Origin of the sequence: Geodermatophilus sp. YIM 151500 (assembly GCF_025716945.1) — a bacterium.
Classification (GTDB): Bacteria; Actinomycetota; Actinomycetes; order Mycobacteriales; family Geodermatophilaceae; genus YIM-151500.
Genome location: NZ_JAOVZT010000009.1, coordinates 141,528 through 166,961 on the forward strand (window position 1 = coordinate 141,528; position 25,434 = coordinate 166,961).

Here is a 25,434-nt window from a genome sequence, read left to right on the forward strand (position 1 = left end):
GCTCCGCAGTACAAGACGTGTGATGGTTCGCGATCTTGAGAGACCAGTAGTGGCGAAGTACACGTCGGTCGTGGGCCCAGGCGCTCACGTGAGCCTCGAAGCGGCCGCCTCAATGTTGCGCCCGGCGGCGGCGGCTTGGCTCTGAGCGCTGGGCGGGCCAATCGGTTACCCCGAGCGCACATGGCCCCCAGCGCACTGCCCCTGATCGAGGGTCAAGCGCTTGCCCGCCAGACGCGAGTGAGGCCGGCACACCGTATGCGACGAGGCCTGCAGTTGGTCTGGTACCCGCCCAGACCCCGCCGCCAGAATCGGTGGCACACGCAGCTCGAGATGCCAGTCGATCAGGCTGCCTCGGCCCAGCACCGCGTGGCCTACACCGTGGTGTGCGTATGGACCGCGGGCCTGGAGATGGCTCGCTTCTGAGGTTCTGCAAGGGCAATAGCGACACCGCACTCGGCGTTTGGGGTCGCTACTAAACCGCCGCCCCATGCCGTTCGCTCATGAAGCTCCTCACTTCACCGACCGCGGTTAATGCCTCTGGCAGCGACACATGAGGCTTGATTCCGGTCATGAGCTCGGCCAACTTCTCATCGTGTGCGTTCGGGTTCTCCTTGATCAAAAGCAACGCGGTGCCGAGCCGCTCCAATTCCCCGACGCCCCGGTCACGGACGAAGTCCGCGACCTGGTCGACCGCCGCACGGTGCATCTCCATGGTCCTCGGGAACTTCGCCTGCAGGGCCTTACCGATGTGGGTCGTTTCCAGTCGAGGCCCATACGGATAGCGCTGGGGCTTAACCTCGATGAAGCGATCCGCCTCAAGGCTGTTCAGTTCATCCCGCAGCGCAAAAGAAAAGGGGCCATGCTTGTAGAGGATGAAGTCATACTCAAACGGGACGCCCAAGGCTTCTTGCAAGAAGAAGGTCGCCTTTTGCAGATGCGTCTCCCCGGTCCACGAGTTCCTTTCGTGAAGACCATCTGCCAATGCGCTTAGGACCGCTGCGCGAGCCAGTCGCTTCATAACTCCTCCTTGAGTGCCGCCATGTCGTCCTCTTCTAGATCCTCTGGCGACCAGGACCCGAGAATTTCCTCACGGTTGCGAGTGAGCTTCCGACGCGCGTCGGCGACAAGGTCCGGACGCAAGAAGACATACTCGCCGCTCGCCGAGGGCAGTCGAGCTAGCGTCTCGCTGACGCTCAATGACGAAACTCGACGGTTTGCGAATTCTCTAACTGGGAAGTCGAGTTTCCCGCCGCCCTTTCGGCTGGCTTTGTGGCGTACGGCATCTTCGCCGTACTCGTTGACCGCCCATGCCTTGACCGCCAACCCCGGATCGGGCGACAGTTCAAGGTCGGAGACACTTCGTTCGTACAGCACCTTGAAGTGCTGACGCTGGAGGATTCGCTGGGCCGGTTCGTGAGCCGGATGGCTGGAGTCGCCGGCCGCCACGCGCATCCCGGTCAGGACTTCGTTGTCCGTTGTGGCCAGGTGCTGCTGAACGGTGGCCCCGTACTTTCCCTCAGGTAGCCAGTTGCGAAGAAAGTCAACAAGATGAATGTCGTAAACCACACGGATGGGGTGAAAGTACACCTGACTGAACATAAAATACCGAGCTAAGGCCAGCGACTCACTTGCCTCCAGGCCGCCGCGCTCAATGCCAATCACCGGCGCTTGCGAATCGTCCTCATCCGGTCCGGGACTAGCAGCTGGCATCATCAGTCGAAGTGTCTGGATTAACCGGTGGTGATCGAATCTTCCGTAAGCGACACCGGCGTGGTGAGAATCGCGTAAGAGATAGTCCATCCGGTCGACTCCGAAAGCATCTCCTGTGATTATCTCGCTGAGGAGAGACTCCCACACCGAAAAGCGACCTTGACTTGCCTTCTCCGCGCCGACCGCAAGCTTTGCAACGACAGCAGCATCGACGGGCGGTACCATGTTGGCGAAAAGTTCACGCATTTCTGGACTGGTGATCACTTGTTCAGACAACGTTTCGTGCGACACGTCTTCCGGCAGAATCTCGTGCTCGGCAGCATGCGAGAACGGAAGATGGCCGAGGTCATGACAGAGGGCGGCCATGCGCACTACAGTCCGCCAGTACGGGAAGTTGTTGTGCGCAGAGAGTTCAGGGACGACGTCCCGGACCTCTTCGGAAACGTTTTCCTGTCGCGCGATCAAGACGTCGAACGCTTGGCCGGCGAACTCCATGACACCGAGGCTGTGCTCGAACCGCCGGTGCGTCGCGCCCGGGTAACCAGTGACGAGAGTGCCAACTGCGCGATGTAGCGCAGGCGCTGGACAGGTTCCGAGTCGACGATGGTCCGCTCGTGTGATGTCACCGTGATGAACTGGTGGACCGGGTCGCGGAACTCATGGTGGTACTTGACCATCGCTGCCCTCCCTTCCTCACCCGGTCGTGGACCCGCCGATGGCAGGCCTGTCGTGCCCACGAACCCTCTGCTCGAACGCACGTTCGAACCATGCCACGCCGGCCTGACAACTTCGCACGCTAGGCCTCGCCGAACCGGTTGGCTCTCGTCCGGAGCGGCAGCCGTGTCCGCCGGACCAGTGCCGTCATCGGCGGTGAGACTACGAACTGGTACCTGTGCATCGCACTGTTCACGACACGCCCCTGCTTGTGGACGGATGCTCGTACTGGACGTCTGGCGTGTTGACCACCGTCCGCCCTCAGGCGCTGTGCCTGCAGCTTCGGCATCCCCAGGGCCCACGCGATCTGTGGACAACTCTCGAACGAACCACATGCCGGTAGTTCGTGAACCGGCGACATATGCCCGACTCACTGGACGAGACCCGCTTCCGCTGGGACCGCAGCGACTGCTGCGTGGAGGTGCCCGGTGACGTCGTCGAGGACGGCCCGACTAGCCAACCAAGCCGTCACTCTTGAAGCCTGGCCGGCCGCAGCCTGGCGTGACTCTCTCGCCACACCGTCACACCGCGCCCCGCGAGCCTCCGTTGGGTCCTCAGCGAGCACCTGTAAGAGGGGAAGTCAGAGGTGCCAGCCCGCTCCTCGTGCTGCGCGCCTCGCCGTCTGTCAGGGGGCTCCACTATGGTCGCCGGTGTGACCAACTTGCGCGACACCGAGCGGGCAATATGGCCACGGCTCCAGCCTCCTCGCATGGTCAACCTTAACGCGGCGACAGCATCTAAGGAGACTGCCGAAGTTATTCTTCAGCCTTTGACTGCTCCAAGCGTCGACGAAGTGTCAAGGTTGCTGGAGCGGCCAGTGCAGCTCCTATACCCTAATGGCCGAGGATGGCTGGCTTCCCGCCTGCAGGATATCGTGCGCGGAAAGGCCTTGGGCATCGTGGCTTGGCAGGCAGAGTCAGCTGTTGGTGTCGCAATTCTGACCCCCAAATCAGCGGACCAGATGAAGCTCTCCACCGTCTTCGTGGCTGAGCAAGCTCGCAACTGGGGAATCGGGTCTGCTCTGATCCATGAGGCGGTCCTCCGCGCAGACGCTGGTGGGGTCACTGAACTATGGGTGACCGTCGCTCACCACATAGCGCCGCAGTTGACCCGCTTGCTCCACACCGCTGGCTTCACTGAGACCGCATTCTTGTGTAATCGGTACGGCTCGGGCCGTCACGAAATTGTGTACACCCGCGTCTGGTGAATTCTCTCGCTGTCACCGGTCTGATTTCACTCCATCCGCATCATGCACACCGCATATTTCAAGGCCTGAAGCCGACTGAATTCCGCCGTAGACAAGTGCGGGCAACACTACCCGCCTGGTGGGCCATCTATGAATGTCGCCCAGTCTGTGCGGTCACCGGAGTGATGCGCCTGGATTCTATTACGTATGGAAGTGCGACGGATCTTGTCGCCATGGAGCCGGACGAATATGAGCGGGCGATGGTTGCGAAGTACTTGGAGGAAGCTATTTGTGCGTCTGCTATTCACATTGGCGCTGTTGGACTCTTCCCGGCATCAGTTCCGCTGGCCGAGTTTGGCGTTCTCCGCGCCCCCCAATCCTATCAAAAGCTTAATGGGACTCTAGTCTCCGGCGTGGCACCTGCTGGCAATCCGATGCGCACCGCCGGGAGTGTTCAACGCATTACTGTGATCTCGTCCGGTAGTCGGCGCGCGATGGCGGGGGGCTCGTAGCCGTGGGGTATTTCGGGGTTCTTCAATCCGCACCTGAGTCGGCTACCTCCCCGGGGCTCAATCTGGCTACGCCTCACGGAGCCGGGCCGGCGGTCATTCTGCCTGGCATTCGCCGATGTCACGTAAACCTTTGGGCGCTTTCGTCCTTGGTGCCCGGGCGCCGGCTCTTCTACTTCGACCTAGGGTTGGAGCTTGTTGCTGCTACCGAACCGGTCAGCCAGGTCGAGATAATTCTTCCCTTCAGGGTCGACGAAGGCAGATGGCCTGGTCGCGCGAAGAATGAGACGGTCGCACAGGACCTCTATCAGACGATCGCCACACAGGCGTCGGCGGAGCTCGTCTTCGGAGGTCCCGTCCATGCAGAGGCGGAAGAGGACTGGACGAAGCTGACAGTCGGTGACTACGCCGAGCCGCTACGTTTGGGGAGGATCAACGTAGCAGGCATCAAGGTGCTCTCTACGGTTGACCAGCGGTCAGATTCGTCCCATTACGTGGTTCCTCTTGTGTCGCCAATCCCAGCTGGAGAGGCTCGATATTTGCGGTTGAGGTTCCGGGTCTTTGGTGCCGGCCCTCTGTGGTCGTGGAAGCGGGTCACAGGTGGCGCGCTATTCGACTTTCGCGTGTATGACGTTCGGGAGTCGCGTTTCGCAGAGTCAGAGATCCATCTGCGGAAGCGCATGATCCCGATTGATGAAATGAACGTCTTCCTTATCTCGCCCGCCAAATATCAGATCGCAACGACAAGCCCGCAGTGGAAATACCTGAGGCTACTCGAGCCTGGAGCCTGGCGAATCTATCTGCGAGGGACGGCGTACTTATCCCTGCGTAGTGCAATGGTGGTCCACTACTGGCGACAAAAGCCCGATAAAATCGAAGAATCCGCCGAGGTGGTTGTATCGCTTGATCCAAGCCTGCCGCAATCGGCTACGGGGTCATCTGCGGGAACGTCTGCAGTTGAATCGCCGACGAGGGGGAGGGGGGCCGAGGAAGGGCAATTTAGCACCACGGTCCTAGGATCGAAGGTCAGGATGATCCGACTCCTCCCGCGCAGTCTTTCCGTGGTTCCCCGACGGCTCCTGACGGTCCAACGTCGCCAATGGGAGGCTTCTCCGGCGCCCGCAAGCGTCCGCGCCAGTCTATTAACCCGGATAACCCATTCCGCGTCTTTGCGGATCTGAATCCGGCGGCCGCTAGAGTATGGTGGGCTGAGATTGTCCGAGTCGGCCTGGCCTTGGTTACCATAGCGTTGATAGTTCGATGGACGAGTGGCACCTATGACTTCTCCCAAATTCCTTGGAAGTCAATAGTAACCATCCTAGGGCTCGCGACGGTCCTTGGGCTCTTCACGTGGCTTGAAAGGCTGCGTCGCTTCAGCGCAGACATGTTCGCTCGGCCTCGCGGGTGGTTCCGATCGATCGAGCGAATCATCCTCAATAGGCGCTAGGCATCGCGGGCCGGACGAGGTTGCTGTTGACCGCGTGGCGACCCCCGCGGGAGTCTAACTGGCTGTCTAAGCTGCGCTTCAAATGGAGCGGGTGAGCGGGATCAAATCGACATGGCCAACTTGGAGACTTGGACTCCGCCAGCAGTCCCCCGCGGGGTCGGTCGGCCCGGCGGTGTGGAAGCGGTATGGCGATTCTTCAGAGACGGTGGCGGTTGGCCTAGAGGGCCCGCCGCGGGATAGGCGGGGGTGCAGTGTCCGACGACGGTGCGATCGAGCTTGCTTCAGCCGAATTCTTCCCGGCAGCGATGCTCTACCGCCGGGCATGCGCGACGGCTCATCAGGCACGGCAACGCGCGACGGAAGCCGCCCAGACAGGGCGCCATGAGCGGCGCCTCCGCGAGCTCGATGCGGTGGTCGAGACCGTCGTGCTGGCGCAGGCCGCCGCCGAGGGCTGGATTCACCGCGCCTACCACCTCGCCGATGTTGAGCCGCAAGGTGCGGGCGGCTGGGTGGCGCGCTGGCAGGCGGCGCCCCGAGCCATTGGGGGCCTGGGCTCGCGCAACCTCAATGCCGAGACGGTTGAAACGCTGCGTTGGCTGAGTACCTGGCGCAACTATCTCGTCCATGACGACGCGCGGGCCCGTGAGCGGTTACGTACCAACGGCATCGATGCCGGCAGCGAGGCGGCGTACTTGACTGCCGACATGGCGGAGGAGGTCATCGCACGGATAGATGACGCCTTCACTGATGTTGGCGCGTGCATCGGATGGCGGACGCTGGCCGGCCTCCACTCGGCGTATCTCTGGCGGTCCCACGACGAGGGCTAGACAGTCCGCCGTCGCTCTGCAGTGTTTGAGGGGAACGATGGCGGCCCCCTCACATCGCTCGCCGGGAGGGCCAGGGAGGACGGTCATGGCCGTGTGGAGGAGGGGGACGGTCCACTTCGGTGGTTGCAGTTCTGGTTGCAGTTGGCCGCGTTCGCGGTCATCCGTAGCCGTGCGCGGCCGTAGTAATCCGCTGGTCACCTGTCTTATGGAACTTTGGCGAACCGCGACGAACGCGATCATGACGGCCTGGCAGTGTGGGGGTCAGGGTTCGAATCCCCTCAGCTCCACCCATCTGAGGAGCGGTTATGCCGCTTAGGACGGTTGCTGGATGGCAGTGACGGTGCCGTCCGTCCGCCAATAGTCCGCATGATCTTGGCGGGCGGTCTTGGCGGCGGTGTCCAGCCGGTCGGCGACGGCGTCGAGGTCGTCGTCGAAGAGGCCCGAGAGACGTCGAGGGTCATGGCCGCGCTGGCGTGTCCCAGCATGCGCTGGACGGCCTTGACGTTGGCACCGGCGGCGACGGCGAGGCTGGCCGCGATGTGCCGGATCTCGTGGGGGGTGAGCTCCCCGAGTCCGGCCGTCTGGAGCGCGGGGTCGAAGACGCGGCTCCGCCAGTTCCGGAGCATCAGCACTCCGCCGCGGGGGGCGGCGAAGACCAGGTCGGTCGGGGCCTTACCGGTGCAGGCCGCGGCCATCGCGTCGACGAGCGACCGGGAGACGGGGACGGACCGGCACTGGTGGGACTTCGGGGTGCCGAAGACCATGACACCGTCGACTTCGGTCACCGATTCCTCGATGTTCAGCCGGCGGCGGGGCGGATCGACGTTGCGCACCCGCAGGGCGGCGAGTTCGCCGAACCTCAGGCCGCAGTAGGCGAGCACGAGGATGACGAGCCGGTCCGGTCCGGCGGCCTCGGCCAGCGCGGCCACCTCGGGGTGAGTGAGGAAGCGCTTCTCGCGGCGCGCCGGTCGCGGGTGTTTGACCCGCGAGGCGGGGTTGCGCACGAGGCGGCCGTCGTCGACGGCGGTGTTGATGATCATGTGCAGGATCCGCTGGTCGCCCGCGGCCTCAACGAGGACAAGACGCTCGAGGTGCCGGTCGACTTCAGCAAGCCCGGGTGGTTCACCGGGGGCAGCTACCCGGGTGACCCGCAGGGCCTGCCGGCGATCATCGCGGGCCATGTCGACGACTACACGGGTCCGGCGGTCTTCGCCCGCCGCGGTGAGCTGACGGAGGGAGCGCAGATCGCGATCATGCGCTCCGACAGCAGCGTGGCGGTCTTCCGGTTGACCGAACTGCAGCAATTCGCCAAGGACGAGTCCGCGGCGCGGCAGGTCCATGCGCCGGTGCCCCACTCCGAGCTGGTCCTGATCACGTGCACCGGCGGCTTCGATGAGCAAGCGCGGTCCTACACCGAGAACCTCGTCGTGCGGGCGGGAGCCCTGCGGAACGGCCGGGCTCGCGGCCGCAGGTTCCCGGAGAGCCCTCTGCGGACGCGACGGGAGGTCAGTTCCACGGCCACGCTCACCGCGAAGGAGGCCAGCAGCGCGGTGGCCACCACCGGGTAGCGGAAGGCCGCGAGGCCCTCGCCCAGGAGCCGGCCGAGCCCGGCGGCGCCGACCACCCCGACGACGGCGGTGTCGCGCACGCACACCTCGAAGCGGTACATCGTGTAGGTGGTGAGCTGCTGGACCGAGGGCGGGACCACCGCCAGCAGGCCGGCGCGCCACGGCGCGACGCCGGCGCGGACCAGCGCGTCGCGCGGCCGGCGGTCGACCGATTCCCACGCCTCGGCGACCAGTCGGCCGAGGATCCCGGCGGCGTACAGACCGAGCGCGACCGCTCCCGGCACGACGCCGGGGAAGAATACGAACAGCGCGAGGATCGCCCAGATCGTCGGCGGCACCGAGCGCAGACCGAGCAGTACGGTCCGCGACACCAGGCGCGCGGCGGCCCGGGGCGCGGCGCGGACGATGTCGCGCGTGCGTCCCGACCGGTCCCGCGGTCCGGCGGCGGATGCGGTCGGGGCCGCGGCCCACGGCGCGAGTACGACGGTCAGCAGGACGGCGACCGCCATCGCCAGCACCGCGATGGCCAGGGTGTCCAGCACCGCGAGCAGCAGCACGGAGCCGCCGCCGTCGGGCAGTGCCGGCCGCAGGAGGTCGGCGACCAGCTCCTGCGTGAGCTGCCAGGTCAGGGAGTCGGTGAGCCCCTCGAGCGAGGCTCCGGTCCACCACCACGCGACCGCAAGGCCGGGCAGCCCGACCAGCACCGACCAGCGGGTCCAGGTGCGCGTCGGCGGCGCGCTATCGGCCCGGCCGGCAGCGAGGGCCCCGACGCCCTCGGCGTCGGCGGCGGCCACGACCGGGCGGGCGTCGCCCAGGGAGCCGGCCTCACGGCGCACCCGTGCGCTCCAGGCCTCCACCAGCGCCGAAAGCACCAGGAGGGCGAGGACGAGGGTCCACACCTCCTCCCAGTTGCGTGACTGCAGGCTGACCACCAGCTCCTGCCCGAGACCGCCGACTCCGACCAAGCCGAGCAGCACCGTCGAGCGCAAAGAGCACTCGAAGCGGTAGAAGGCGTAGGACAGCAGCAGCGGCGAGGCGCCGGGCACCAGGGCGTACAGGATGGCGGCGGTCCGCGGCGCCCCGGCCCGCCGCAGCGCGGCGTGCGCGCCGCCGCGCACGCCGTCGAAGGTCTCCGCGTAGACCTGGGCGGTCTGCGCGCCGAAGGGCACCACCAGGGCGAGCACGGCGACCAGCGGGTCGAGGCCGAGGACGCCGACCAGCAGCAGCGCCCACACGAGCTCGTGCACCGACCGGGCCGCGACGAGCACGCCGCGCAGCGCCGTCCGGACCAGGCGCACCGGCAGCGGGGGCCGCCGCGACCAGGCCGCGTCGCTGAGCGCCAGCCCGCCGAGCAGGCCGACGAGCAGCGCCCCGGCCGCGCCGACCGCGGCGAAGGCCAGCGTGGTGGCGGTGGCCCGAGCGACGAGCAGGAGGAACTCGGCGTCCAGTCGCGGCGACAGCGCCCGGGCGAGCAGGTCGTCGAGCAGCGCCGCGCCGCCGGTGTTGATCACCCCGCCCGGCGCGCCGAATGCCCGCCAGGCGGCCAGGACGAGCACCGCGGCGAGCACCGCCACGGTCGTCCCCCTGCGCCGCAGCACCGCGGCGCGGGTCACCCCCAGGCGTACGTGGCGCCCCGCCGCCGGGGACAGCCGGGGTGCGTCGAGCAGACCGGTCATGCGCGGGCGTAGAGATCGTCGAGCAGGTCGTCGGTCAGCCGGCCCGGGGGCAGGTCCAGCGCCACGCGTCCGCGTCGCAGGCCCACCACACGGGTGAAGGTGTGCCGGGCGGCCGAGGGCTGGTGCAGGCTGACCACCGTCGTCCCGGTCGTGGCGCTGCCGCGCAGCAACTCGAGCACATCGCGGGCGGTCGTCGGGTCGAGGCTGGACGCCGGCTCGTCGGCCAGCACCGCCTCGGCCCGCTGCAGCAGCAGCCGGGCTACGGCCACCCGCTGCCGCTCGCCGCCGGAGAGGTGCTGGGTCCGCGCGTGAAGCGCCCAGGGGAGGTCCACCCGCGCCAGCACCTCGCGCACCTCGTCGTCCGCCCGTGCGGTGAGCAGCCGCAGCAGCGCCGGGCCCAGGCCGATCCGGCCGAGCCGGCCGGCCGCGACGTTGTGCAGCACGCGGACGTGCTCGACGAGGTCGAGGTCCTGCGTGAGCGCACCGACCCGCGCCGTGAGCTCCCGGCGGCGGCGGTGGGCGAGGCGGGCGAGGTCCTCGCCGAAGAGCAGGACCGCACCCGTGTCCGGGTCGGTGGCACCGCTGAGCAGGGCGAGCAGCGTGCTCTTGCCCGCCCCGCTGGGCCCGAGGAGGGCCACCCGCTCACCGGGCCCGACCACGAGGTCGACCTCGTCGAGCGCCCGGTGGGTGCCGCGGACGACGGTGACGCCGCGCAGCTCGAACACCGGCGCGGACCTGCACAGGGCCGACCCGCCGGTCCCGTCGACGACCGGCCGGAGCCCACTCACTCGAGCAGGCCCTGCGCCCGCGCGACCTCCTCGAGCTCGTCGTAGGCGCTGTCCCTCGCCTCGACGAACGACTCGGCGCCGAACAGCTCGAGCACCTCGGCGTCCTCGGGGTCCCCGACGTCCAGGCCCAGCAGGTAGTCCTGCAGCCGCTGCGTGGTTCCCGCACCGAAGACCTCGTCGACGTCGGGACGCGCCAGCCAGTGGTAGTCGGCGTAGCCCGGGGTGCGGAAGAGCACGACGACGTCGGACACGTCGACCTCGCCGGCCTCCTCCGTGGCGGCCCAGACCTGCTCGTTGACCGCGCCCACCTCGAAGGCGCCCGAGGCGACGGCCTCGATGGTGGCGTCGTGGCTGCCGCTGAAACCGGGGGGCCCGGCGAGCTCGTCGACCGACAGTCCGGCCTGCTCCATGAAATAGGTCGGCATGAGGCGGCCGGACGTGGAGGTCTCGCTGCCGAAGGTGAGGGTCTTGCCGGCCAGCGCGGTGAGGCCTGCGACGTCCTCGAACGGCTCGAGGCCGGCGGAGCGGTTGGCGATGAAGAGGCTGCGGAAGTCGGCGTCGATGTCGCGCTGGGCGATGGCGGTCGCGCCCTCGACGAGCGCGCGGGCCTGCACGCCGGTGAGGCCGCCCATCCACGCCAGGTACACGTCACCGCGCTGGAAGGCGCGGACGACGGCGGTGTAGTCGGTGACCGGCCGGTACTCGACCTCGAGGTCGGCGGCACCGGCGAAGCCGTCGGCGACGCTGCCGTAGAGCCGGTTGAGCAGCTCCGGGTCCTGGTCGGGGATGGCTGAGATGGTCAGCGTCGTCGCCCCGGCACCACCACCGGACCCGCTGCCGGAGCCGCCGGAGGAGGAGCCGCCGGAGCCGCCGCAGGCGGCGAGCAGCGGCAGGGCGAGGCCGCCGAGGAGCAGGCGTCGCCGGTCGAAGGCGGGCACGGCGGGCAGGGGGTGTCGCGTCACGGGTGTGTCCTCGGGGGAGGGGAGGTGGTCAGGCACAGCGGAAGACCTCGCGCCCGGAGGCCGCGACCGCGCCCTGGACGTCGAGGATGTCGCGCACCACGCCGAAGACCTCCGCGAGCGGCAGGGGCGCGTCGGCGATGCGCATGTTCGGGTTGGTGACGGCCACCGGGTGCCACCAGGCGCCGTCGGCGGTGATGACCGGCTCCGGGGCGAGGGAGTCCAGCGACACGTGCACGCCGGTCTCGGCGAAGCCCTCCTGCGCCACCGGGCGGATGACCCGGTCCTCCGGGGCGATGCCCACCGCGTCGAGGCGGGCGTGCAGGGCGGCGACGCCCGCGGGGTCCTCGTCGAACATGGTGGCCGCGACGCGGACGCGGAACCCGAGCCCGTGCGCGAGGCCGATGCCGTCGACGGCACGGGCCCACGAGCCGCGGCCGCGCTGGGCGTCGTGCAGGTCGGGGCCGGCCGAGTCGAGGCTCACCTGCAGGGTGACCGAGCGGTCCATCGCCTCGAGCACCTCGCGGCGCCGACCGCGGCCGAAGACCATCGCGTTGGTGAGGATCGTGCGCTCGAAGCCCTCGGCGGCCCGCACCAGCGCGTCGAGCTCGGGGTGCATGAACGGTTCGCCGCCGGTGAGGAAGACCTCCCGGCCGCCCAGGGCGCCGAACTCGGCGAAGGCGCGCTCGGCGACGTCGACCCCGACCCGGCGGGCCGGGGCCTTGGGTGAGGACTCCGCGCAGCAGTACAGGCAGGCCAGGTTGCAGTCGAAGTTGGTGTATACCCACAGCCGGTCCCCGACGGGGGTGCCCTCGCCGGTGCTGAAGACCGTCGTCCGCGCGGTGCCCTTGCGGACGGCGAACCACCACGGGCCCGCGGGCGACTCCGCCGCCTCGCCGGCGACCTCGTTGCCGACCATCGCGGCCCAGGCCGGCAGATCGACCCGGACGCTGGGTTCGGCGCTGCGGACGGCGAGCAGTTGGCCGTCCCCGAGCCGGCGCATGGCCCGGGTGATGAGCAGCAGCAGCCCGCTGCCGCACTCCATCGTGCCGCCGTCGACCAGGCGGGCGGTGGGCGGGAAACCCTCCGGTGGTGCCGGGACCGCGGCTGCGGACGCGTCGATCGTCACTCGGTGGTCTCCCTGGGGCCGGTGGTGCCCGGCATCATCGTCCTCGACGGAGATCGGGGCGCGTCGAGCCTGCCGCACGCCCCCCAACCGTTCGGCACAGGGCCCCCGATCGGATGGCGCGTGCCCGATCGCCGCCACGGACACGGCCGTCCCAGGTGGTCGAGGTGGCACCGGAGCCGCGAGGTGGGAGTGTGGAGCCGTGACCACCGCCGCGCCGGAGAACCGACCCAGGGACGGCGCCGCCCGCGCCTCCTTCTGGGAGGACGCCCACTCCGGCAAGGACGTCGACTCCGTCTCGTGGTGGCAGTCGGTGCCCGGGCTGTCGCTGGACCTCGTCGACCGCACCGGGGTCGGCCGCGACGAGGGGGTCATCGACGTCGGTGCGGGCTGGTCGACGCTCACCGACCACCTCGTGCAGCGCGGTCACACGGACGTCACGGCGGTCGACCTGTCCCGGACGGCCCTGGACACGGTCCGCGCGCGGCTGGGCGACGCCGGCCGCGACGTCGCCCTCGAGGTGGCCGACGTGCTCGACCTCCACATGGGCCGTACCTACGCCGTCTGGCACGACCGCGCCGTCTTCCACTTCCTCACCGAGCCCGACGAGCGCGACGACTACCGCGCCTCGCTGGACCGGCACGTGCGCCCCGGCGGCTGGGTTGTCGTCGCCACCTTCGGGCCCGACGGCCCGACGACGTGCAGCGGCCTGCCGATCGTCCGTTACACCCACGAGGCGCTGGCCGCCGAGTTCCCCGGCTACGAGCTCGTCGCGACGACCGGGGACGACCACGAGACTCCCTGGGGCACGATCCAGCAGTTCACCGCCGTGCTGCTGCGGTGCGCCTGACCGCCCCGCCGACCGCCGGGGATCAGCGGGGATGGGCCTCGGCGCGCTCCGCGTGCCGGCCGGCGTACCAGAGTGCGCCGTAGCCGAGCCCGAGCGCGCCGAGGAATGCCGCGGTCGAGCCGTTTCCCCCCAGCCAGTTCGGATCGCGACCGAACTGGGCCTGCTGGAGGACGGCGGCCGCGACCGCGATGCCCGCGGCGACCGCCATGAGCACCGTGCTGCTCGCGCGGGACGCGGCGGCGCCGACGGCGGCGACGACGAGCAGCACGACGACGACCGGCACGGTCACGGCGACGAACCGGATCGCATCGGTGCGCGGGGCGAAGACGAAGAGGACGGCTACGACGGCCGCGACCGCGAGCGCGTACCCACCCCGGGTGACGCCGCTCACGAGACCCTCAGCAGGAATCGCGCGACGGGACCGGAGGAGCGCCGCCAGACGGGCCGGAGCAGCCCGTCCACTCCGGCGGTGCGGCCGGCGGCGGTCGCGATCAGGACCACGTGGACGGCGATCATCAGGTAGTAGGTCCACGGGAACTCGTTCGGTGCGTTCAGCACCGACAGGGTGATGGCCACCGACTGCGCGATGCCCAGCGCCGCGAACAAGCGCGTGGCGAGACCGACGACGAGGAAGGCGCCGAGGCTGGCCTCGAGCAGCAGCACCCCCCAGCCGAAGAGGGTGAAGTTCGGGAGCACCAAGTTCTCGACCAGCCAGGTGTAGGGCGGGAAGACCGGGTGCTCGACGGCGTAGCTGGTGAAGCGGAACAGCCCGCTGCCGCTCTCCTCGCCGAAGTCCGGCGGGGTCTTCCACCCGGAGTTGGCGACCCAGAGCAGGCCGACGACGACCCGGACAGCGGCCAGCGCGGCCCGGGACCCCCGTCCGGTGTCCATCTCCTCGACCGGGGCCGCCCGGTCGGTGGTGGGGTGCGACATGCTGCGGACCTCCCGCCGGGGGTGGTGCAGGTCAGAGGAGCGGAGCGCCCGATCGGGCGCCGAGGGGTCATGTCTAGCGGATGTTCAGCGTGCTGTCGGCCCCCTCGGGCCGGCCCCCGAGCACGGTGAGCATGGCGTCGACGGGACGCTGCAGCGGTCGGGGCGTGCGGCTGAGCAGCAGGTCGGTGTCGAGGACGCCGCGCCGGACGGTCGGCGCGAACGGTGACCAGAACGCGCCGTCGGCGGTGATGGTCAGCTCCGGGGTAGGTGGCGCAAGCGCGCCCGCGGACGTGCCGTCGGCAGCGATGCTGGTCACGTGCCCCCGTTCCGGCTCCGGGGCTGGCTGGCCGGCCGCCACGCAGACACGTGGTGCGTCACACAGTGTCCATCGAGGTACGCATGCAGCGCTGGTTGCCATGTTGAGCGTAGCGCCCGCTCGTAGGCGATCGGGGAGGTCATGCCGATCGCGGAGTGCCGCCGGTCGTGGTTCTAGCTAGTCCTCGATCCAGGCGGCAACCGCCCGCCGCCCGACGGGAGGGCGAGCACGTCGACGTGGCCGACCACGAGCCGCAACCGGCCGGCGCGACGAGCGTCGAGCTTGCGGCCGAGGTAGGCGCCGGCGCACCGCCGCAGGTCGGGCCGCTGGGCGCACGCGGCGGCGATCCAGGCGCGCAGCCACTCCTCGGCCAGCTCGGCCCGGTCGGCACCCAGCTGCCAGGGGCTCGGTCGGCTCTCGACGACCGCTCCTCGCCGGGCGAAGGCGTCCACGGCGACTGCGGCGGCGTCCGGGCCCAACAGCCGCCGGTCGTCGGTGCGGCGCCGCTGATGGGCATCGAAAGCAGCAGCGAACTCGGCGTCCAGCGGATCGGCCGGCGCGAGCTCGACGCGCCCGGTGAACGACAAGGTCAGCAGTGCAGCGGCTCCGGCCTCGGTGCACGTGGCGGCGAGCGCGTCCACCTCCTCGGCCGTCAGCAGGTCCAGGAGGGCGGACGCCGTCACCAGCGCGGTTCCGTCGAGGTCGGAGGAGCGCAGCTCGCTGAGGTCGCCCTCCTGCGTCCGCGCCGTGACCGGGGCACCGTCGGCGGCCCTGCGGGGCATGCTCGCCGCGGCGGCGGCGAGGAGCCCGGGATCGCGGTCGTGCAGCATCCACACCTGCGGCCCGGGCAGTCGTGGGGCCAGCCAGCGGCCCATCGAACCGGTGCCGCACCCGAGGTCCCGGATCACCGCTGGTGCGTCGGGACCGACCTTGGCCGCCAGGTGGTCGCGAACCAGGTCGGCCAACTCGGGTGCCCGCGCCGCGGCGTCGGCGGCTTCGCGCAGCGCCAGCCAGTCCGGCGCGCACACGGGTGACCCAGGAAGGCTCAGCCGGGCGTCCCAGGGAGCCGGCGGAGCACCCGGGTCAGGCGGCACCACGTCACCTCCCACCTGCCGGGCGCGCGGCCCCCGAGGGTGCGGCCGGGCGGAGCTCCTGCCGCTGAGCCGCACCACCGAAGCAGCGGCCCGCGGCTGCCGCAAGGGGCCGTGACGTCCGCGGGCGGGGCGACGCTCGTCCGCGCCGCGTCACGAGCGTCGTCACGAGCGTCGTCATCAGCGCGGAGGGCGTGGATCTCACGGCCGGGAATCCGTACCGTCTCGGATCCGTGCAGGAAAGCGTCTCCGCCCGGACGGCACCGGTCCGACCCCCGGTGAGCGCGGGGCGGTTGCACATCCAGCCACTGCTGGCCACGGTGGCGGCTGCCGAGGCCGTCGTGCTCACCGCGCTCTCCGCCGGGGTCGGGTTGGGGCCGGCGGGTTGGCTGGCGGGCACGGCGTACGGCCTCGGCCTCTGGGGTCTGCTGACGGTCGCCACGTGGCGTGCCGGGACGGGCACGCTGGGGCCGGCGGGTCTCGTCACCTCGGCACGGGCCGTTCTGGTGGGGGGCGTGGTCGCCCTGGTCGCCGACCGGCTCTGGGTCGGCGACGTCCCGACCGTCCTGCTCGTCGTGATCGCCACGGTGGCGCTGGTCCTCGACGCCCTCGACGGACCGGTCGCCCGACGGACCGGGACGGCCTCCGCCCTGGGCGCTCGCTTCGACGTGGAGGTGGACAGCGTCCTCGTCCTCGTCCTCAGCGTCCACGTCGCCGTGCTCCTCGGTCCGTGGGTCCTCGTCATCGGGGCCATGCGCTACGCGTTCGTCGCGGCGGGGTGGGCGGTGCCGTGGCTGCGGTCGCCCCTGCCGGTCAGCTACTCGGCCAAGGCCGTGGCCGCGCTGCAGGGGATCGTCCTGGTGGTGGCCGCCGCGGACGTCCTGCCGCGGTCGCTCGCGGCCGTGCTCGTGGCGGTCGCGCTGGCGTTGCTGGTCTGGTCCTTCACCCGGTCGATCGTGTGGCTGTGGCGCGACGCGCGCCGTCCGACCCGGGCCGGAGGTGCCGGACTTCCTACCTGAGGCCCGGGAGCGGCGGAGGCGGGCGGAGGCGGGCGGCGGCGGTCGAACGGTGTCCGACGCTCGCACCCACGCGGTGGCCACGGCGCCGGCAGTGGCGCGCGGAGGGCACTCCCCATCCAGCCGGGCGCGGAGCATCCTGGGCCGATGGTGGACACCACCGCGAAGAAGGGCATGGCGGTCCCGCTGACGGCGTTCGCTGTAGGCGCGGTGGTCGCCCTCCTCGTCGGGGTGTTCGGGCGGGTGCACGAGCCGACGCTGGACGGCACCACCACCCTCGGTTACCCGACCGTCCTCGCCATGAAGACCGTCGTCTCGACGGTGATCGGGGTGCTGGTCGTCGTCCAGCTCGTGGGCGCCCTGTGGATGTACGGCAAGCTCGGGGTCAGGGCGCCGTCCTGGGTGGGGACGGCGCATCGCGCCACCGGGGCCCTCGCCGTCCTGCTCTCGTTGTTCGTCGCCTACCACTGCCTCTGGTCGCTGGGCCTCGAGGTCGGGACGCTGCCCAACGGTGAGCCGGTGAGCACGCGGTCGTTCGTGCACGGCCTCGTGGGGTGCGCCGTCGTCGGCGCCATCGTGGTGAAGATCACCGCCGTCCGGGCGAGGCGCGCACCGGGGTGGTTCCTGCCCGTGGCCGGTGGCCTCCTCTTCTCCCTCCTCGTCGTCGCCGTCCTGACGTCGGTCGTGTGGTACATCGGCGACAGGGGCTGGCCGAGCCGTGCAGGGTAGGGACGACGCCGGCGGGACGTGACCCGCTGGGGCCGCGGTCGTCGCGAGGACCCGGCATCGCGCTTGCGTTCCAGCGCGGACCTTCTGGACGACGACCGGGCGGGTCTCGCCCGCAACCCCCCGCTGTTAGGTTCCCGCCGTGGCGAGCAGCGCGGACGTCGTCGTGGTCGGGGCAGGCTCCGCCGGGGCGGTGATCGCCGCGCGGCTGTCGGAGGACCCGAGCGTCCGCGTTGCGCTGATCGAGGCGGGAGGCCGCCCGCCCGCAGCCGAACTGATGCCGGCCGCCTGCCCCGTCCTGCAAGCGGACCCCGAGACCGACTGGATGCTCAGCGCCGACGCCGGGGGCTGCGGGAAGGGGCTGCGCGACGGCCGGATGATGGTGCCGCGCGGCAAGATGCTCGGCGGCTCGTCGGGCATCAACTACCTGGCCTACGTGCGCGGACACCCCGGCGACTTCGACGCCTGGTCCGCCGGAGGTGCCGACGGCTGGAGTTACGCCGAGGTCCTGCCCTACTTCAGGAAGAGCGAGGGCCTGGTGCCGAGCGACGCCATCCCGCTCGACCTGCCCGCCCACGGCACCGAGGGACCGCTCGGCGTGTCGGTGCGCAGCCCGGTGCTGCCGGGCGCCCAGGCGTTCGTCGACGCCGCGGTGGCCACCGGCATCCCGCTCCGTGACTACAACGGCCGCGACCGGGGTGGCCCGGCCGGTGTCGTCTCGCTGTTCCAGACGACCACCAGGCGGGGCAAGCGCTCCAGCACCTACCACGCGTTCCTCGAGGGCGAGGTGGAGCAGCGGCCGAACCTGACGGTGGTACCGCACGCCCAGGCCACCCGGGTGCTCGTTGCGGGCGAGCCGGGCGCACTCCGGGCGACCGGCGTCGAGTACGTCACCTCCGACGGCGCCACCGAAGTGATCGAAGCCGGCCGCGAGGTGATCCTCAGCGCCGGCGCGGTGGGATCACCGCAGCTGCTCCTGCTGTCGGGTGTCGGGCCGCGCGAGCAGCTGGAGTCGCTCGGCATCGAGTGCCTGGTCGACGCCCCCGACGTCGGCCGTCACCTCAAGGACCACCTGCACCTGGGCCTGATGTTCCCGGCGCCGGGGCTGGGGATCTCGATGGCCAGCATGGGTGTGGCCATGGGGCCGGACGCCCTGCGGGCGCCGGCCGGCCCGCTGCCGGCCGACCCGGCCGACGACGCGTCGCTGCCACCGGAGCTGCAGGCGCTCAAGACCGAGGCCGAGCGCCAGCTCGCCGAGTGGTTCACGACCGGCAACGGATTGGTGTCCTCGTCGCTCTACGACGCGAGCGCCTGGTTCTCGACCGGACTCGGTGACGAGCACACCCATGACGCGCAGATCGCGATCTTCGTCTGCGGCTACGACGTGGACATCTGGAACTCCTGCCTGCACGTCGAGGCGGCGGAGTACTTCGACGACCCGGCCGTCGACCTGTCGCCGACGGCCGAGAACGTCCTCGTGCTCGCGAACCCGGTGCAGCCGCACAGCGAGGGCGAGATCCGCCTGACCAGCGCCGATCCGCTGGCGGCGCCCGACATCCGGATGAACTACCTCGCCGACCCGCACGACATGGCCGTGATGATCGCGGTGGTGCGCCGGGCTCTCGAGATCGTGACCGAGATGGGGCGCACGCACGACATCGGCGACCTCATGGTGCCGCGGCGGCTGGCCGAGAAGCACGGCTACACGCGCGGCGACGTGCCGAGCGACGAGCTGATCGTCGACCTGGCGCGGCACTACGCGTTCACCGTGTACCACCTCACGAGCACCTGCCGGATCGGGTCGGTCGTCGACCCGCGGCTGCGCGTCCTCGGCGTCGACGGGCTCCGGGTCGCCGACGCGAGCGTCATGCCGAACGTGGTCAGCGGCAACACCAATGCCGCCACGATCATGATCGGTGAGAGGGCGGCCGAACTGGTGGCGGCGGCCCATGGCATCCGACTGGCGGAGTTCGTCGGCGCGTGAGGATGCGCCAGGTGGCGTGCCCGTGCCCTGCTCACCGTCGGCCCGAGCGCCAGTTGTCGAGGACGACGTCCACGTCCCCGCGCACCCGCGCACGTGCCTCCTCGCGCGGCACGCCGGCCATGAGCAGGGCGTCGTAGTCGGTGTCACGGTGGCGGACCGAGGCCACGACTGCCAGCTCGACCGCGTGCTCGTCGAGGCGCTGGCCGGCCGCGGTTCGGCCGATCCGACCGCTGCCCCGCGCCGCGGTGTGGGCGGCGATCGCGGCGCCGCGCTCCGGCGGGCACCCGGGGAACAGGCGCCCGATCTCCGCGGTCAGCCGCTCGACGAGCTGGACGTCGGCGTCACGCCGCCGCTCCGCATCCCGGGCGCGGCGGCGGTTGCGTGCCTCCGCGTCGGCCGAGGACGACGCCTCGGCCGCCAGGAGTGCCTCCTCCTCGACGAGGATCCCCTGGCGCTCGTAGCGCCGGCGGGAGCGACTGAAGCGCACCACGACCGCCGCCAGGCGGCTGACCTTCTTCGCCCTCCTGGTCAGGGTGGCGTCACCGGCGGGCAGGTAGCTCAGATGGTCGAGGTCGGCGCAGACCAGGCACAGCGGCGCGTCGTCCTCCATCAGCAGCAGGTCCCCGGTGCCGCCGCATCTCGCGCACGTCCAGTCCGCCAGCGGTGAGACGACGACGAGGTCCGGCGCTCGACTGCTCCGCTCGACGAGGCGGGCGCGCTCGGCCTCGGACAGTGCCGGGGAGATCCAGTGCGTGCGGTACGCCACCTCGGTGGACGGATCGCCGCCGGCGGTGAACTGCAGGCTCCTGTGATCGTGGGTCCGGGCGACGTAGGCGGCTTCGCTCGGTTGCAGCCCCTCCTCGCGGGCCCAGCGTTGCAATGCCAGCATCACCGTCGAGACCTTGCCCGAGCCGGCCTGCACCACCAGCTCGAGGTAGGGCACCCGCCCCTGCCGCCAGCGGTCACGGTGCACCGGCTGCAGCCAACCCATGCCCACGAGCACCTCGACCGTCGATACGTGCCCCTGCTCCTGCAACGCGACCTCGGCCGCCCGGGCGACCCGCTGCTCGATCGATGAACTGCTCCCCACGACGGGGTTCTACCGGGCCCGGCGGCCCGGCGATACGCCTGACCCGTTGAGGATCCGGTCGGGCGGCACCGGCGTCGCGGGGGGCGGCTGGGTCCGCGCGGCACCAGGTCGCGTACGTCGCAGCTCACGAGTTCGCCCACCGGATGCCCGAGCCGGCAGACGCAGGCAGCGTCGTGGACCGAGAGGCCATGCTCCGCGGCGAGCGCTGCCGCGTCCGCGAGGAGTGCGGTGTCGGCGCGGGCGAGTCCACCGTCGTGATTCCAAGCACCCGGCATTGCTGAGATCCACTTCCGGCCGTTGCTGGCGGTGCCCTTTCTTGTCGTCGACAGGAAGTGGGTTGATTTCATGAATCGAGGTTTCCGCCTGGCCGGGTCACTCGAGGGGGCGAGAGCCGGTCCGGGGCGTCGACGGCGCCGATGCCGGCCGGACCCTACTCGGTCGGGTGAGAGATCACCCTTCCTCGGGGTGAATGGCTACGTGTCATCGCGCGGTGCAATTTATCGTCCGGCGCATGACTCGAGGCTCAAGACTGCGCCGGACCGGGCTGGCCGCAGCCGTGTCCGTCCTCATCACTGCCTGCGGGGCGCCCGATGAGTCGCACTCTCCCTCCTCGAGTTCCCCGGTGACCGTCTCCGGCGCCTCCCAGCACACCGATTCACGTGACTTCTGCACCGGGGTGCAGGCGCTCATCACGCGATTCGACAGCGCGTCGACGTCGGTCGACCCGGATTTCCGCGAGAATGTTTTTCGGCAGGTGGCCGCCGAGACCCGGGACATCGAGCCTCCCGCGGAGATCGCCCCGGATTGGTCGGTCCTCACCGAGGAACTGGACGAGCTCTCGCAGACCTGGGCCTCCATCAATTCCCGGGACCCGTCGCAGGCGGCAGCCGCTGAGCAGCTCACGGACGGGATCACCGCCGCGTTCATCCGGATGAAGTCTCATCTGCTGGAGCATTGCGGTGTCGATTCCAGCGCGCCCGGCCGCCGTCTGGTCTTCACGGGTGACTTCGAGACCGGCAACTTCGGCCAGTGGTCCCAGTGCCAGCACCGTGTGTTCAGCGGGTTGTGCAAGGACATGCCGGCGGATTTCTACGGCATGCAGATCGTCGACAGCGGCGCCCGTCAGGGGCAGTACGCCGCGCGCTTCGAGCTCCGCGAGGGGGACAACCCGTCGTGGGGCGGTGGCGAGCGCACCGAGGTGGCCCGGTACAAGGACGGCACCGTCCGTGAGGGCGAGGAGCGCTGGTACGAGTTCAGCCTGATGTTCGACCCGTCGTTCCCCGTCGAGAACGACAACTACTTCATGGTCATGCAGTGGCACGGGGCGAACGACCTGCCGCCGCCGATGGGGATCGAGGTCATCGGCGACGGGCAGCTGGTCCTGAGCAGCCACTTCCCCCCGGGCCCGTCCATGGTGATCGGGGACATCGCACGTGGCCAATGGGTCGACTACGTGGTCCGCGCCAAGTTCAGCCCGGACGAGGCAGTGGGCTGGGTCGAGGTGTACCGCAACGGCGTCCTCACCGTCCCCCGGCACCCCCGGGCGACCATGAACAGCAAGTACGACTACCTCAAGATGGGTCTCTACCGCGACGGCAAGGGCCCGAAGCCGACGGCAGTGATGTTGGCCGACCGCTTCCGCATCACCGCCCCCTGAGCCCTTCCGCAAGCTCCTCCGTCACCACGGCCCTCCCACGCGATCACGGGGCCGCGGTGCCGGCGGGAGTCACCACGAGCCAGGTGCCGCCGAAGTCCCGGACGTCGTGGCAGAGCACCTGCCCCGGGCCCTCGTGGGCGTAGTAGTAGAGCGGATGCCCGGCATAGGTCACCTGCAGCGAGCCGTCGTCCCGCGGCGTGGTGCCGAGCAGCTCCGGCCGTGCCTCGCCGGTCGCCTGCGGGGGCCCGGTCGTGAGCACGGGAGGCCAGGCGGCGGCGCACTCGCCGTAGCACGCCGGGGTGCTCGTCGTCTCGCTGTCGAACAGGTAGATGGCCTGCTGCGCGTCGTCGAAGAGCATGACCCCGAACTCGCTGCCGGCCGTGGTGATGGTCCGGCCGGGCTCGGTCGGCTCACTCGGCTCGCTCGGGGGAGTGGTCGACGCCGGGGAGGGTGACTCCGACGCGACCGCCGGCGTGGACGGGGCCGAGGTCGCCGGTTCCGCGGTTCCTGTCGGTTCCCCGCCGCAGCTCGCGAGCACCACGCCGCCCAGGACGAGGAGGACGGCGGACCGCGGGGCTCCCGCTCGGCTGCGCACGGCTGACCCTCCCGTCGACGCACTCGACGTACGGCCATGGTCATCCGCCTGGCGGCGCTGTCAACGGCTGGTCCCGCGGCGTCGTCCGGAGTCTCGGCGTCGATGACCGTCAGCGCGGGATCGTGATCCGTGCGGTCACGCCGAAGTGGTCCGACGCCCACAGCGGCGCCGGCGCCGCCCGGAACGGCTCGGTGCCGGTGCGTTCCACGCCGGCGGCCGGCCAGTCCTCGGAGGTGAGCACCAGGTCGATCCGGACCTCCGCCCGCCCGGCCGGGTCGTCGAGGAGCTCGGCCTGGCAGCACGTCGGCCCTGCGTCGGACGGTCGGGCCGACGTCCACGCGTCGTGGAGCACCCGGGTGAGGTTGTCGTACGTGTCCGTGGTCGAGCCGTCGGCGGCCGAGTTGAAGTCGCCCAGCGCGATCACGGGGTGGGGGCTCGCGGCGATGAGCGCCAGGACCTCGTCGCCCTGCTCCTCCTGGACGGGCCCCGCGTCCGGGCCGCCGATCTCGAGGTGCGTGTTGACGATCCGCACCGTCGTCCGGGCGTCGGGCCGGTAGTCGATCGAGGTCCAGCCGCGCGTCGGGCGGATCGGGCCGGGCCAGGACGGCAGGACGCGCTGCGCGGCGTAGTGGTCGTGCCGCGGATTGCTGGCCTTCTCCACCTGGTCGGCGCGCACCAGGATCACGTCGCGGTCGGTGACCCGCAGGTCGACGAGGTCACCGCCGGCGCCGCGCCGGGCGGTCTCGGTGTCCTCGTTCGTCGATGTGGCCACGGCGGTGTACGGGGTCCCGCGTTCGCTCAACTCGCGCTGGAGGACGGCGAGCAGGTCGAGCACCACGCGGGTGGCGTTCGGACCGGGGTGCGTGCGGAGGTCGCTGGGCGACTGGTCGCGCCACAGCGTGACTTCCTGCAGGCCGACGACGTCCGGACGGGCGCGCGCGATCTCGTCGGCCAGCGCGCCCGCCCTGGTCGGGAAGTCGTTGGCCAGCACGGTGGACCACTCGCGGCTCGTCGCTGCCACGAGCTCCGGCAGCGACGAGACCCCGATGGTGTCGTCCAGGCGGGCGCCCACGTACAGGTTCCGGGTCATCACCGTGATCTGCGGGCTGCCGGCTCCGTCCGCCTCGCCGCCGCACGACGGGACCACCGTGGCGAGGACCGCGACGACGACGGCCGGCAGCAACCGGCGCAGCGGCGAGCGTGCGAGCTGGTGGTTCAGGTCGGCCTCCTGGTCGCTCCCGCCTGCGCTCCATCATGGGCGCGTCCGACGTCTGTGGTGGGGCGGCGCTGACTGCCGGCCCTCCCGTGGCCTTCGGTCCCTGTGCGCCGTCGCCCGGGTGCGGCATGATCCGCCGCATCGGAGGTGGCACGGTCGTGAGTGAGGTGGAGGACTTCCTGGCCTCGACGATGCCGCGCCAGGTCGAGGCCGAGATCGCGATCCACAACGGGGACCCGGGCCCGAGATCGCAGCTGTGGTCGCACCGGGAACCGGTGACCCTCTTCGGCTCCCAGGTGTCGAGCAACGGGTGGGACGAGGTCCGGGACACCTTCCACCGGCTGGCGTCCCGCTTTGCCAATTGCGCGTCGTACGAGGTGGAGCTGATCGCTGCCGGGGCGAGCGGCGACCTCGCCTACACGGTCGCCTACGAGCACACGACGGCGTCCGTGGAGGGCCGACCGGCCGCGCCCTACACGCTGCGGGTCACGCACGTCTACCGCCGCGAGGACGGCGAATGGCGGATCGTGCACCGCCACGGTGACCAGCTGCCCGACCACGGCGACCGGCCGGAGCTCCCCGAGGAGGACCCGGAACGGCGAGCGGGCGCACCCCCGGGCGCGGGAGCTCCCCGGCGGGCGTGGGCGTGGGCTGGGTGAGTCAGCGGGCCGCGGCGACCACGTCGGCCTCCTGGTCGGCGTTCCACGCGCGCTTGACCTGGCGCCAGGACTCGTCGGTCATGTGCCGCCGCCAGTAGCCGGACACCGACAGCGCCGAGCGATCCATCCCGCGCTCGCCGAGCAGGTGCCGGCGCACGGCGCGCACCTCGCCGGCCTCGCCGTGCACGAACGCCGAGACCGAGCCCCGCGGAAAGGCCAGCTGGCGGACGGCGTCCAGCAGCAGCGCCTCCGGGTCGGTCGCGCCGCGGCGGTGCAGCCAGACGAGGTCGAGCGCTCCGGGCGTCTCCAGCGGTACCTCGCAGTCCGGTCCGTCGCAGACCAGGCGGACGACGGTCAGCGCGCCGGGCGGCACCTGCTCGAGGGAGGCGGCGATGGCCGGCAGCGCCGACTCGTCACCCACCATCAGGTGCCAGTCGGCGTCCGGGTCCGGGCGGAAGGCCCCGCCGGGTCCGGCGACACCGACGAGGTCACCGGCGCACGCCCGGGCCGCCCACGGGCCCGCGACGCCGTCCGAGCCGTGCACGACGAAGTCGACGGTCAGCCGGCAGCTGCCGGCGTCCCACCGCCGCACGCTGTACCGCCGGGGGATCGGGCCGTCCCGGCCGGGGAAGGTCAGCTTGACGTAGGCGTCGGTGTGCTCCGGCCCGGCGAAGCCGGTCAGCCCCTCGCCGCCCAGCACGACGCGCACCATGTGCGGCGTCAGCCACTCGGTCCGCTCGACCCGGCCCACCATCTCCGCCACGCGCGCTCTCCCATCGGTCCTGGAGCGG

General features: G+C 70.6%; 24 protein-coding genes and 1 pseudogene. 9 read left to right on the forward strand and 16 right to left on the reverse strand.

Annotated elements, in window-relative coordinates; all coding sequences use genetic code 11:
• Positions 1 to 472: 472 nt before the first annotated feature.
• The 3 genes from OF117_RS15775 to OF117_RS15785 are packed head-to-tail and all read right to left on the reverse strand — an operon-like array spanning position 473 to position 2,387.
• Positions 473 to 1,018 carry a hypothetical protein gene (locus OF117_RS15775; protein ID WP_263553794.1) on the reverse strand — a complete coding sequence of 182 codons (546 nt, stop codon included), beginning with the start codon at positions 1,016 to 1,018 and terminating at the stop codon, positions 473 to 475.
• Positions 1,015 to 2,205, reverse strand: coding sequence for an HD domain-containing protein (locus tag OF117_RS15780; protein WP_263553795.1), 1,191 nt, complete (start codon positions 2,203 to 2,205; stop codon positions 1,015 to 1,017). Before OF117_RS15780 ends, OF117_RS15775 begins: the two co-directional genes overlap by 4 nt.
• A complete protein-coding gene (locus OF117_RS15785) occupies positions 2,172 to 2,387 on the reverse strand; it encodes a hypothetical protein (RefSeq protein ID WP_263553796.1) in 216 nt (71 codons plus the stop codon). The genes OF117_RS15780 and OF117_RS15785 overlap by 34 nt, the downstream gene beginning before the upstream one ends.
• Positions 2,388 to 3,133: 746 nt before the next feature.
• Here OF117_RS15785 and OF117_RS22280 point away from each other — a divergent pair.
• Positions 3,134 to 3,631, forward strand: a complete 498-nt coding sequence (locus OF117_RS22280) for a GNAT family N-acetyltransferase (protein ID WP_411969459.1) — start codon at positions 3,134 to 3,136, stop codon at positions 3,629 to 3,631.
• A 2,186-nt stretch (positions 3,632 to 5,817) separates the two neighbouring features.
• Complete coding sequence (locus OF117_RS15790; protein ID WP_263553797.1) at positions 5,818 to 6,393, forward strand: hypothetical protein; 576 nt, start codon at positions 5,818 to 5,820, stop codon at positions 6,391 to 6,393.
• A gap of 278 nt (positions 6,394 to 6,671) precedes the next feature.
• Here OF117_RS15790 and OF117_RS15795 read toward each other — a convergent pair whose 3' ends face one another.
• Complete coding sequence (locus OF117_RS15795) at positions 6,672 to 7,574, reverse strand: tyrosine-type recombinase/integrase (protein ID WP_411969460.1); 903 nt, start codon at positions 7,572 to 7,574, stop codon at positions 6,672 to 6,674.
• On the opposite strand from OF117_RS15795, the pseudogene OF117_RS22285 reads away from it, so the two are divergent.
• Positions 7,485 to 7,769, forward strand: a pseudogene (locus OF117_RS22285) (class F sortase); the annotation flags it as partial. The gene OF117_RS15795 and the pseudogene OF117_RS22285 overlap by 90 nt on opposite strands.
• Positions 7,770 to 7,801: 32 nt before the next feature.
• Here OF117_RS22285 and OF117_RS15800 read toward each other — a convergent pair.
• From OF117_RS15800 to OF117_RS15815, 4 genes are read right to left on the reverse strand one after another with little or no spacing between them, the layout of a single operon-like run.
• A complete protein-coding gene (locus OF117_RS15800; protein ID WP_263553799.1) occupies positions 7,802 to 9,637 on the reverse strand; it encodes a PhnE/PtxC family ABC transporter permease in 1,836 nt (611 codons plus the stop codon).
• On the reverse strand, positions 9,634 to 10,362 hold the full coding sequence (locus tag OF117_RS15805) for a phosphonate ABC transporter ATP-binding protein (protein ID WP_263553800.1): 729 nt from the start codon (positions 10,360 to 10,362) through the stop codon (positions 9,634 to 9,636). Before OF117_RS15805 ends, OF117_RS15800 begins: the two co-directional genes overlap by 4 nt.
• Positions 10,363 to 10,421: 59 nt before the next feature.
• On the reverse strand, positions 10,422 to 11,387 hold the full coding sequence (locus OF117_RS15810) for a putative selenate ABC transporter substrate-binding protein (protein WP_263553801.1): 966 nt from the start codon (positions 11,385 to 11,387) through the stop codon (positions 10,422 to 10,424).
• A gap of 28 nt (positions 11,388 to 11,415) precedes the next feature.
• The gene (locus OF117_RS15815; protein ID WP_263553802.1) at positions 11,416 to 12,513 is read right to left on the reverse strand and encodes a radical SAM protein; all 1,098 of its coding nucleotides are present in this window, start codon (positions 12,511 to 12,513) and stop codon (positions 11,416 to 11,418) included.
• A gap of 199 nt (positions 12,514 to 12,712) precedes the next feature.
• Here OF117_RS15815 and OF117_RS15820 point away from each other — a divergent pair, with 199 nt between their 5' ends.
• A complete protein-coding gene (locus tag OF117_RS15820) occupies positions 12,713 to 13,360 on the forward strand; it encodes a class I SAM-dependent methyltransferase (RefSeq protein WP_263553803.1) in 648 nt (215 codons plus the stop codon).
• A gap of 22 nt (positions 13,361 to 13,382) precedes the next feature.
• Here the strand turns inward: OF117_RS15820 and OF117_RS15825 are convergent, their stop codons facing one another.
• From OF117_RS15825 to OF117_RS15840, 4 genes are all read right to left on the reverse strand, one after another.
• The gene (locus tag OF117_RS15825; protein ID WP_263553804.1) at positions 13,383 to 13,751 is read right to left on the reverse strand and encodes a hypothetical protein; all 369 of its coding nucleotides are present in this window, start codon (positions 13,749 to 13,751) and stop codon (positions 13,383 to 13,385) included.
• Positions 13,748 to 14,293: a DoxX family protein gene (locus tag OF117_RS15830; protein WP_263553805.1), complete on the reverse strand. Its 546-nt coding sequence runs from the start codon at positions 14,291 to 14,293 to the stop codon at positions 13,748 to 13,750. The genes OF117_RS15825 and OF117_RS15830 overlap by 4 nt, the downstream gene beginning before the upstream one ends.
• Before the next feature lie 73 nt (positions 14,294 to 14,366).
• Positions 14,367 to 14,609 (reverse strand): hypothetical protein, encoded by a 243-nt coding sequence (locus OF117_RS15835; protein WP_263553806.1) that lies wholly within the window; start codon positions 14,607 to 14,609, stop codon positions 14,367 to 14,369.
• Positions 14,610 to 14,782: 173 nt separating this feature from the next.
• Entirely contained in the window at positions 14,783 to 15,637 is an 855-nt protein-coding gene (locus OF117_RS15840) for a class I SAM-dependent methyltransferase (RefSeq protein ID WP_263553807.1), read from the reverse strand.
• A gap of 296 nt (positions 15,638 to 15,933) precedes the next feature.
• On the opposite strand from OF117_RS15840, the gene OF117_RS15845 reads away from it, so the two are divergent.
• The 3 genes from OF117_RS15845 to OF117_RS15855 all read left to right on the forward strand — a co-directional run bounded on the left by OF117_RS15845 (position 15,934) and on the right by OF117_RS15855 (position 19,426).
• Entirely contained in the window at positions 15,934 to 16,719 is a 786-nt protein-coding gene (locus OF117_RS15845; protein WP_263553808.1) for a CDP-alcohol phosphatidyltransferase family protein, read from the forward strand.
• Between the two features lie 144 nt (positions 16,720 to 16,863).
• A complete protein-coding gene (locus OF117_RS15850) occupies positions 16,864 to 17,445 on the forward strand; it encodes a DUF6529 family protein (RefSeq protein ID WP_263553809.1) in 582 nt (193 codons plus the stop codon).
• Positions 17,446 to 17,584: 139 nt separating this feature from the next.
• The gene (locus OF117_RS15855; RefSeq protein WP_263553810.1) at positions 17,585 to 19,426 is read left to right on the forward strand and encodes a GMC family oxidoreductase; all 1,842 of its coding nucleotides are present in this window, start codon (positions 17,585 to 17,587) and stop codon (positions 19,424 to 19,426) included.
• A 31-nt stretch (positions 19,427 to 19,457) separates the two neighbouring features.
• Here the strand turns inward: OF117_RS15855 and OF117_RS15860 are convergent, their stop codons facing one another.
• Positions 19,458 to 20,516 (reverse strand): DUF2293 domain-containing protein, encoded by a 1,059-nt coding sequence (locus OF117_RS15860; RefSeq protein WP_263553811.1) that lies wholly within the window; start codon positions 20,514 to 20,516, stop codon positions 19,458 to 19,460.
• A gap of 622 nt (positions 20,517 to 21,138) precedes the next feature.
• Between OF117_RS15860 and OF117_RS15865 the strand changes: the two genes are divergently transcribed.
• Positions 21,139 to 22,173 carry a polysaccharide lyase gene (locus OF117_RS15865; RefSeq protein WP_263553812.1) on the forward strand — a complete coding sequence of 345 codons (1,035 nt, stop codon included), beginning with the start codon at positions 21,139 to 21,141 and terminating at the stop codon, positions 22,171 to 22,173.
• Between the two features lie 43 nt (positions 22,174 to 22,216).
• On the opposite strand, the gene OF117_RS15870 is transcribed toward OF117_RS15865, so the two are convergent.
• Together OF117_RS15870 and OF117_RS15875 are read right to left on the reverse strand one after the other, a co-directional pair.
• Positions 22,217 to 22,531 (reverse strand): hypothetical protein, encoded by a 315-nt coding sequence (locus tag OF117_RS15870; protein ID WP_263553813.1) that lies wholly within the window; start codon positions 22,529 to 22,531, stop codon positions 22,217 to 22,219.
• 346 nt (positions 22,532 to 22,877) lie between these two features.
• Positions 22,878 to 23,951: an endonuclease/exonuclease/phosphatase family protein gene (locus OF117_RS15875; protein WP_263553814.1), complete on the reverse strand. Its 1,074-nt coding sequence runs from the start codon at positions 23,949 to 23,951 to the stop codon at positions 22,878 to 22,880.
• A 191-nt stretch (positions 23,952 to 24,142) separates the two neighbouring features.
• Between OF117_RS15875 and OF117_RS15880 the strand changes: the two genes are divergently transcribed.
• Positions 24,143 to 24,643: a YybH family protein gene (locus OF117_RS15880; RefSeq protein WP_263553815.1), complete on the forward strand. Its 501-nt coding sequence runs from the start codon at positions 24,143 to 24,145 to the stop codon at positions 24,641 to 24,643.
• A gap of 1 nt (position 24,644) precedes the next feature.
• Here the strand turns inward: OF117_RS15880 and OF117_RS15885 are convergent, their stop codons facing one another.
• Complete coding sequence (locus OF117_RS15885; protein ID WP_263553830.1) at positions 24,645 to 25,397, reverse strand: siderophore-interacting protein; 753 nt, start codon at positions 25,395 to 25,397, stop codon at positions 24,645 to 24,647.
• Positions 25,398 to 25,434 lie beyond the last annotated feature (37 nt).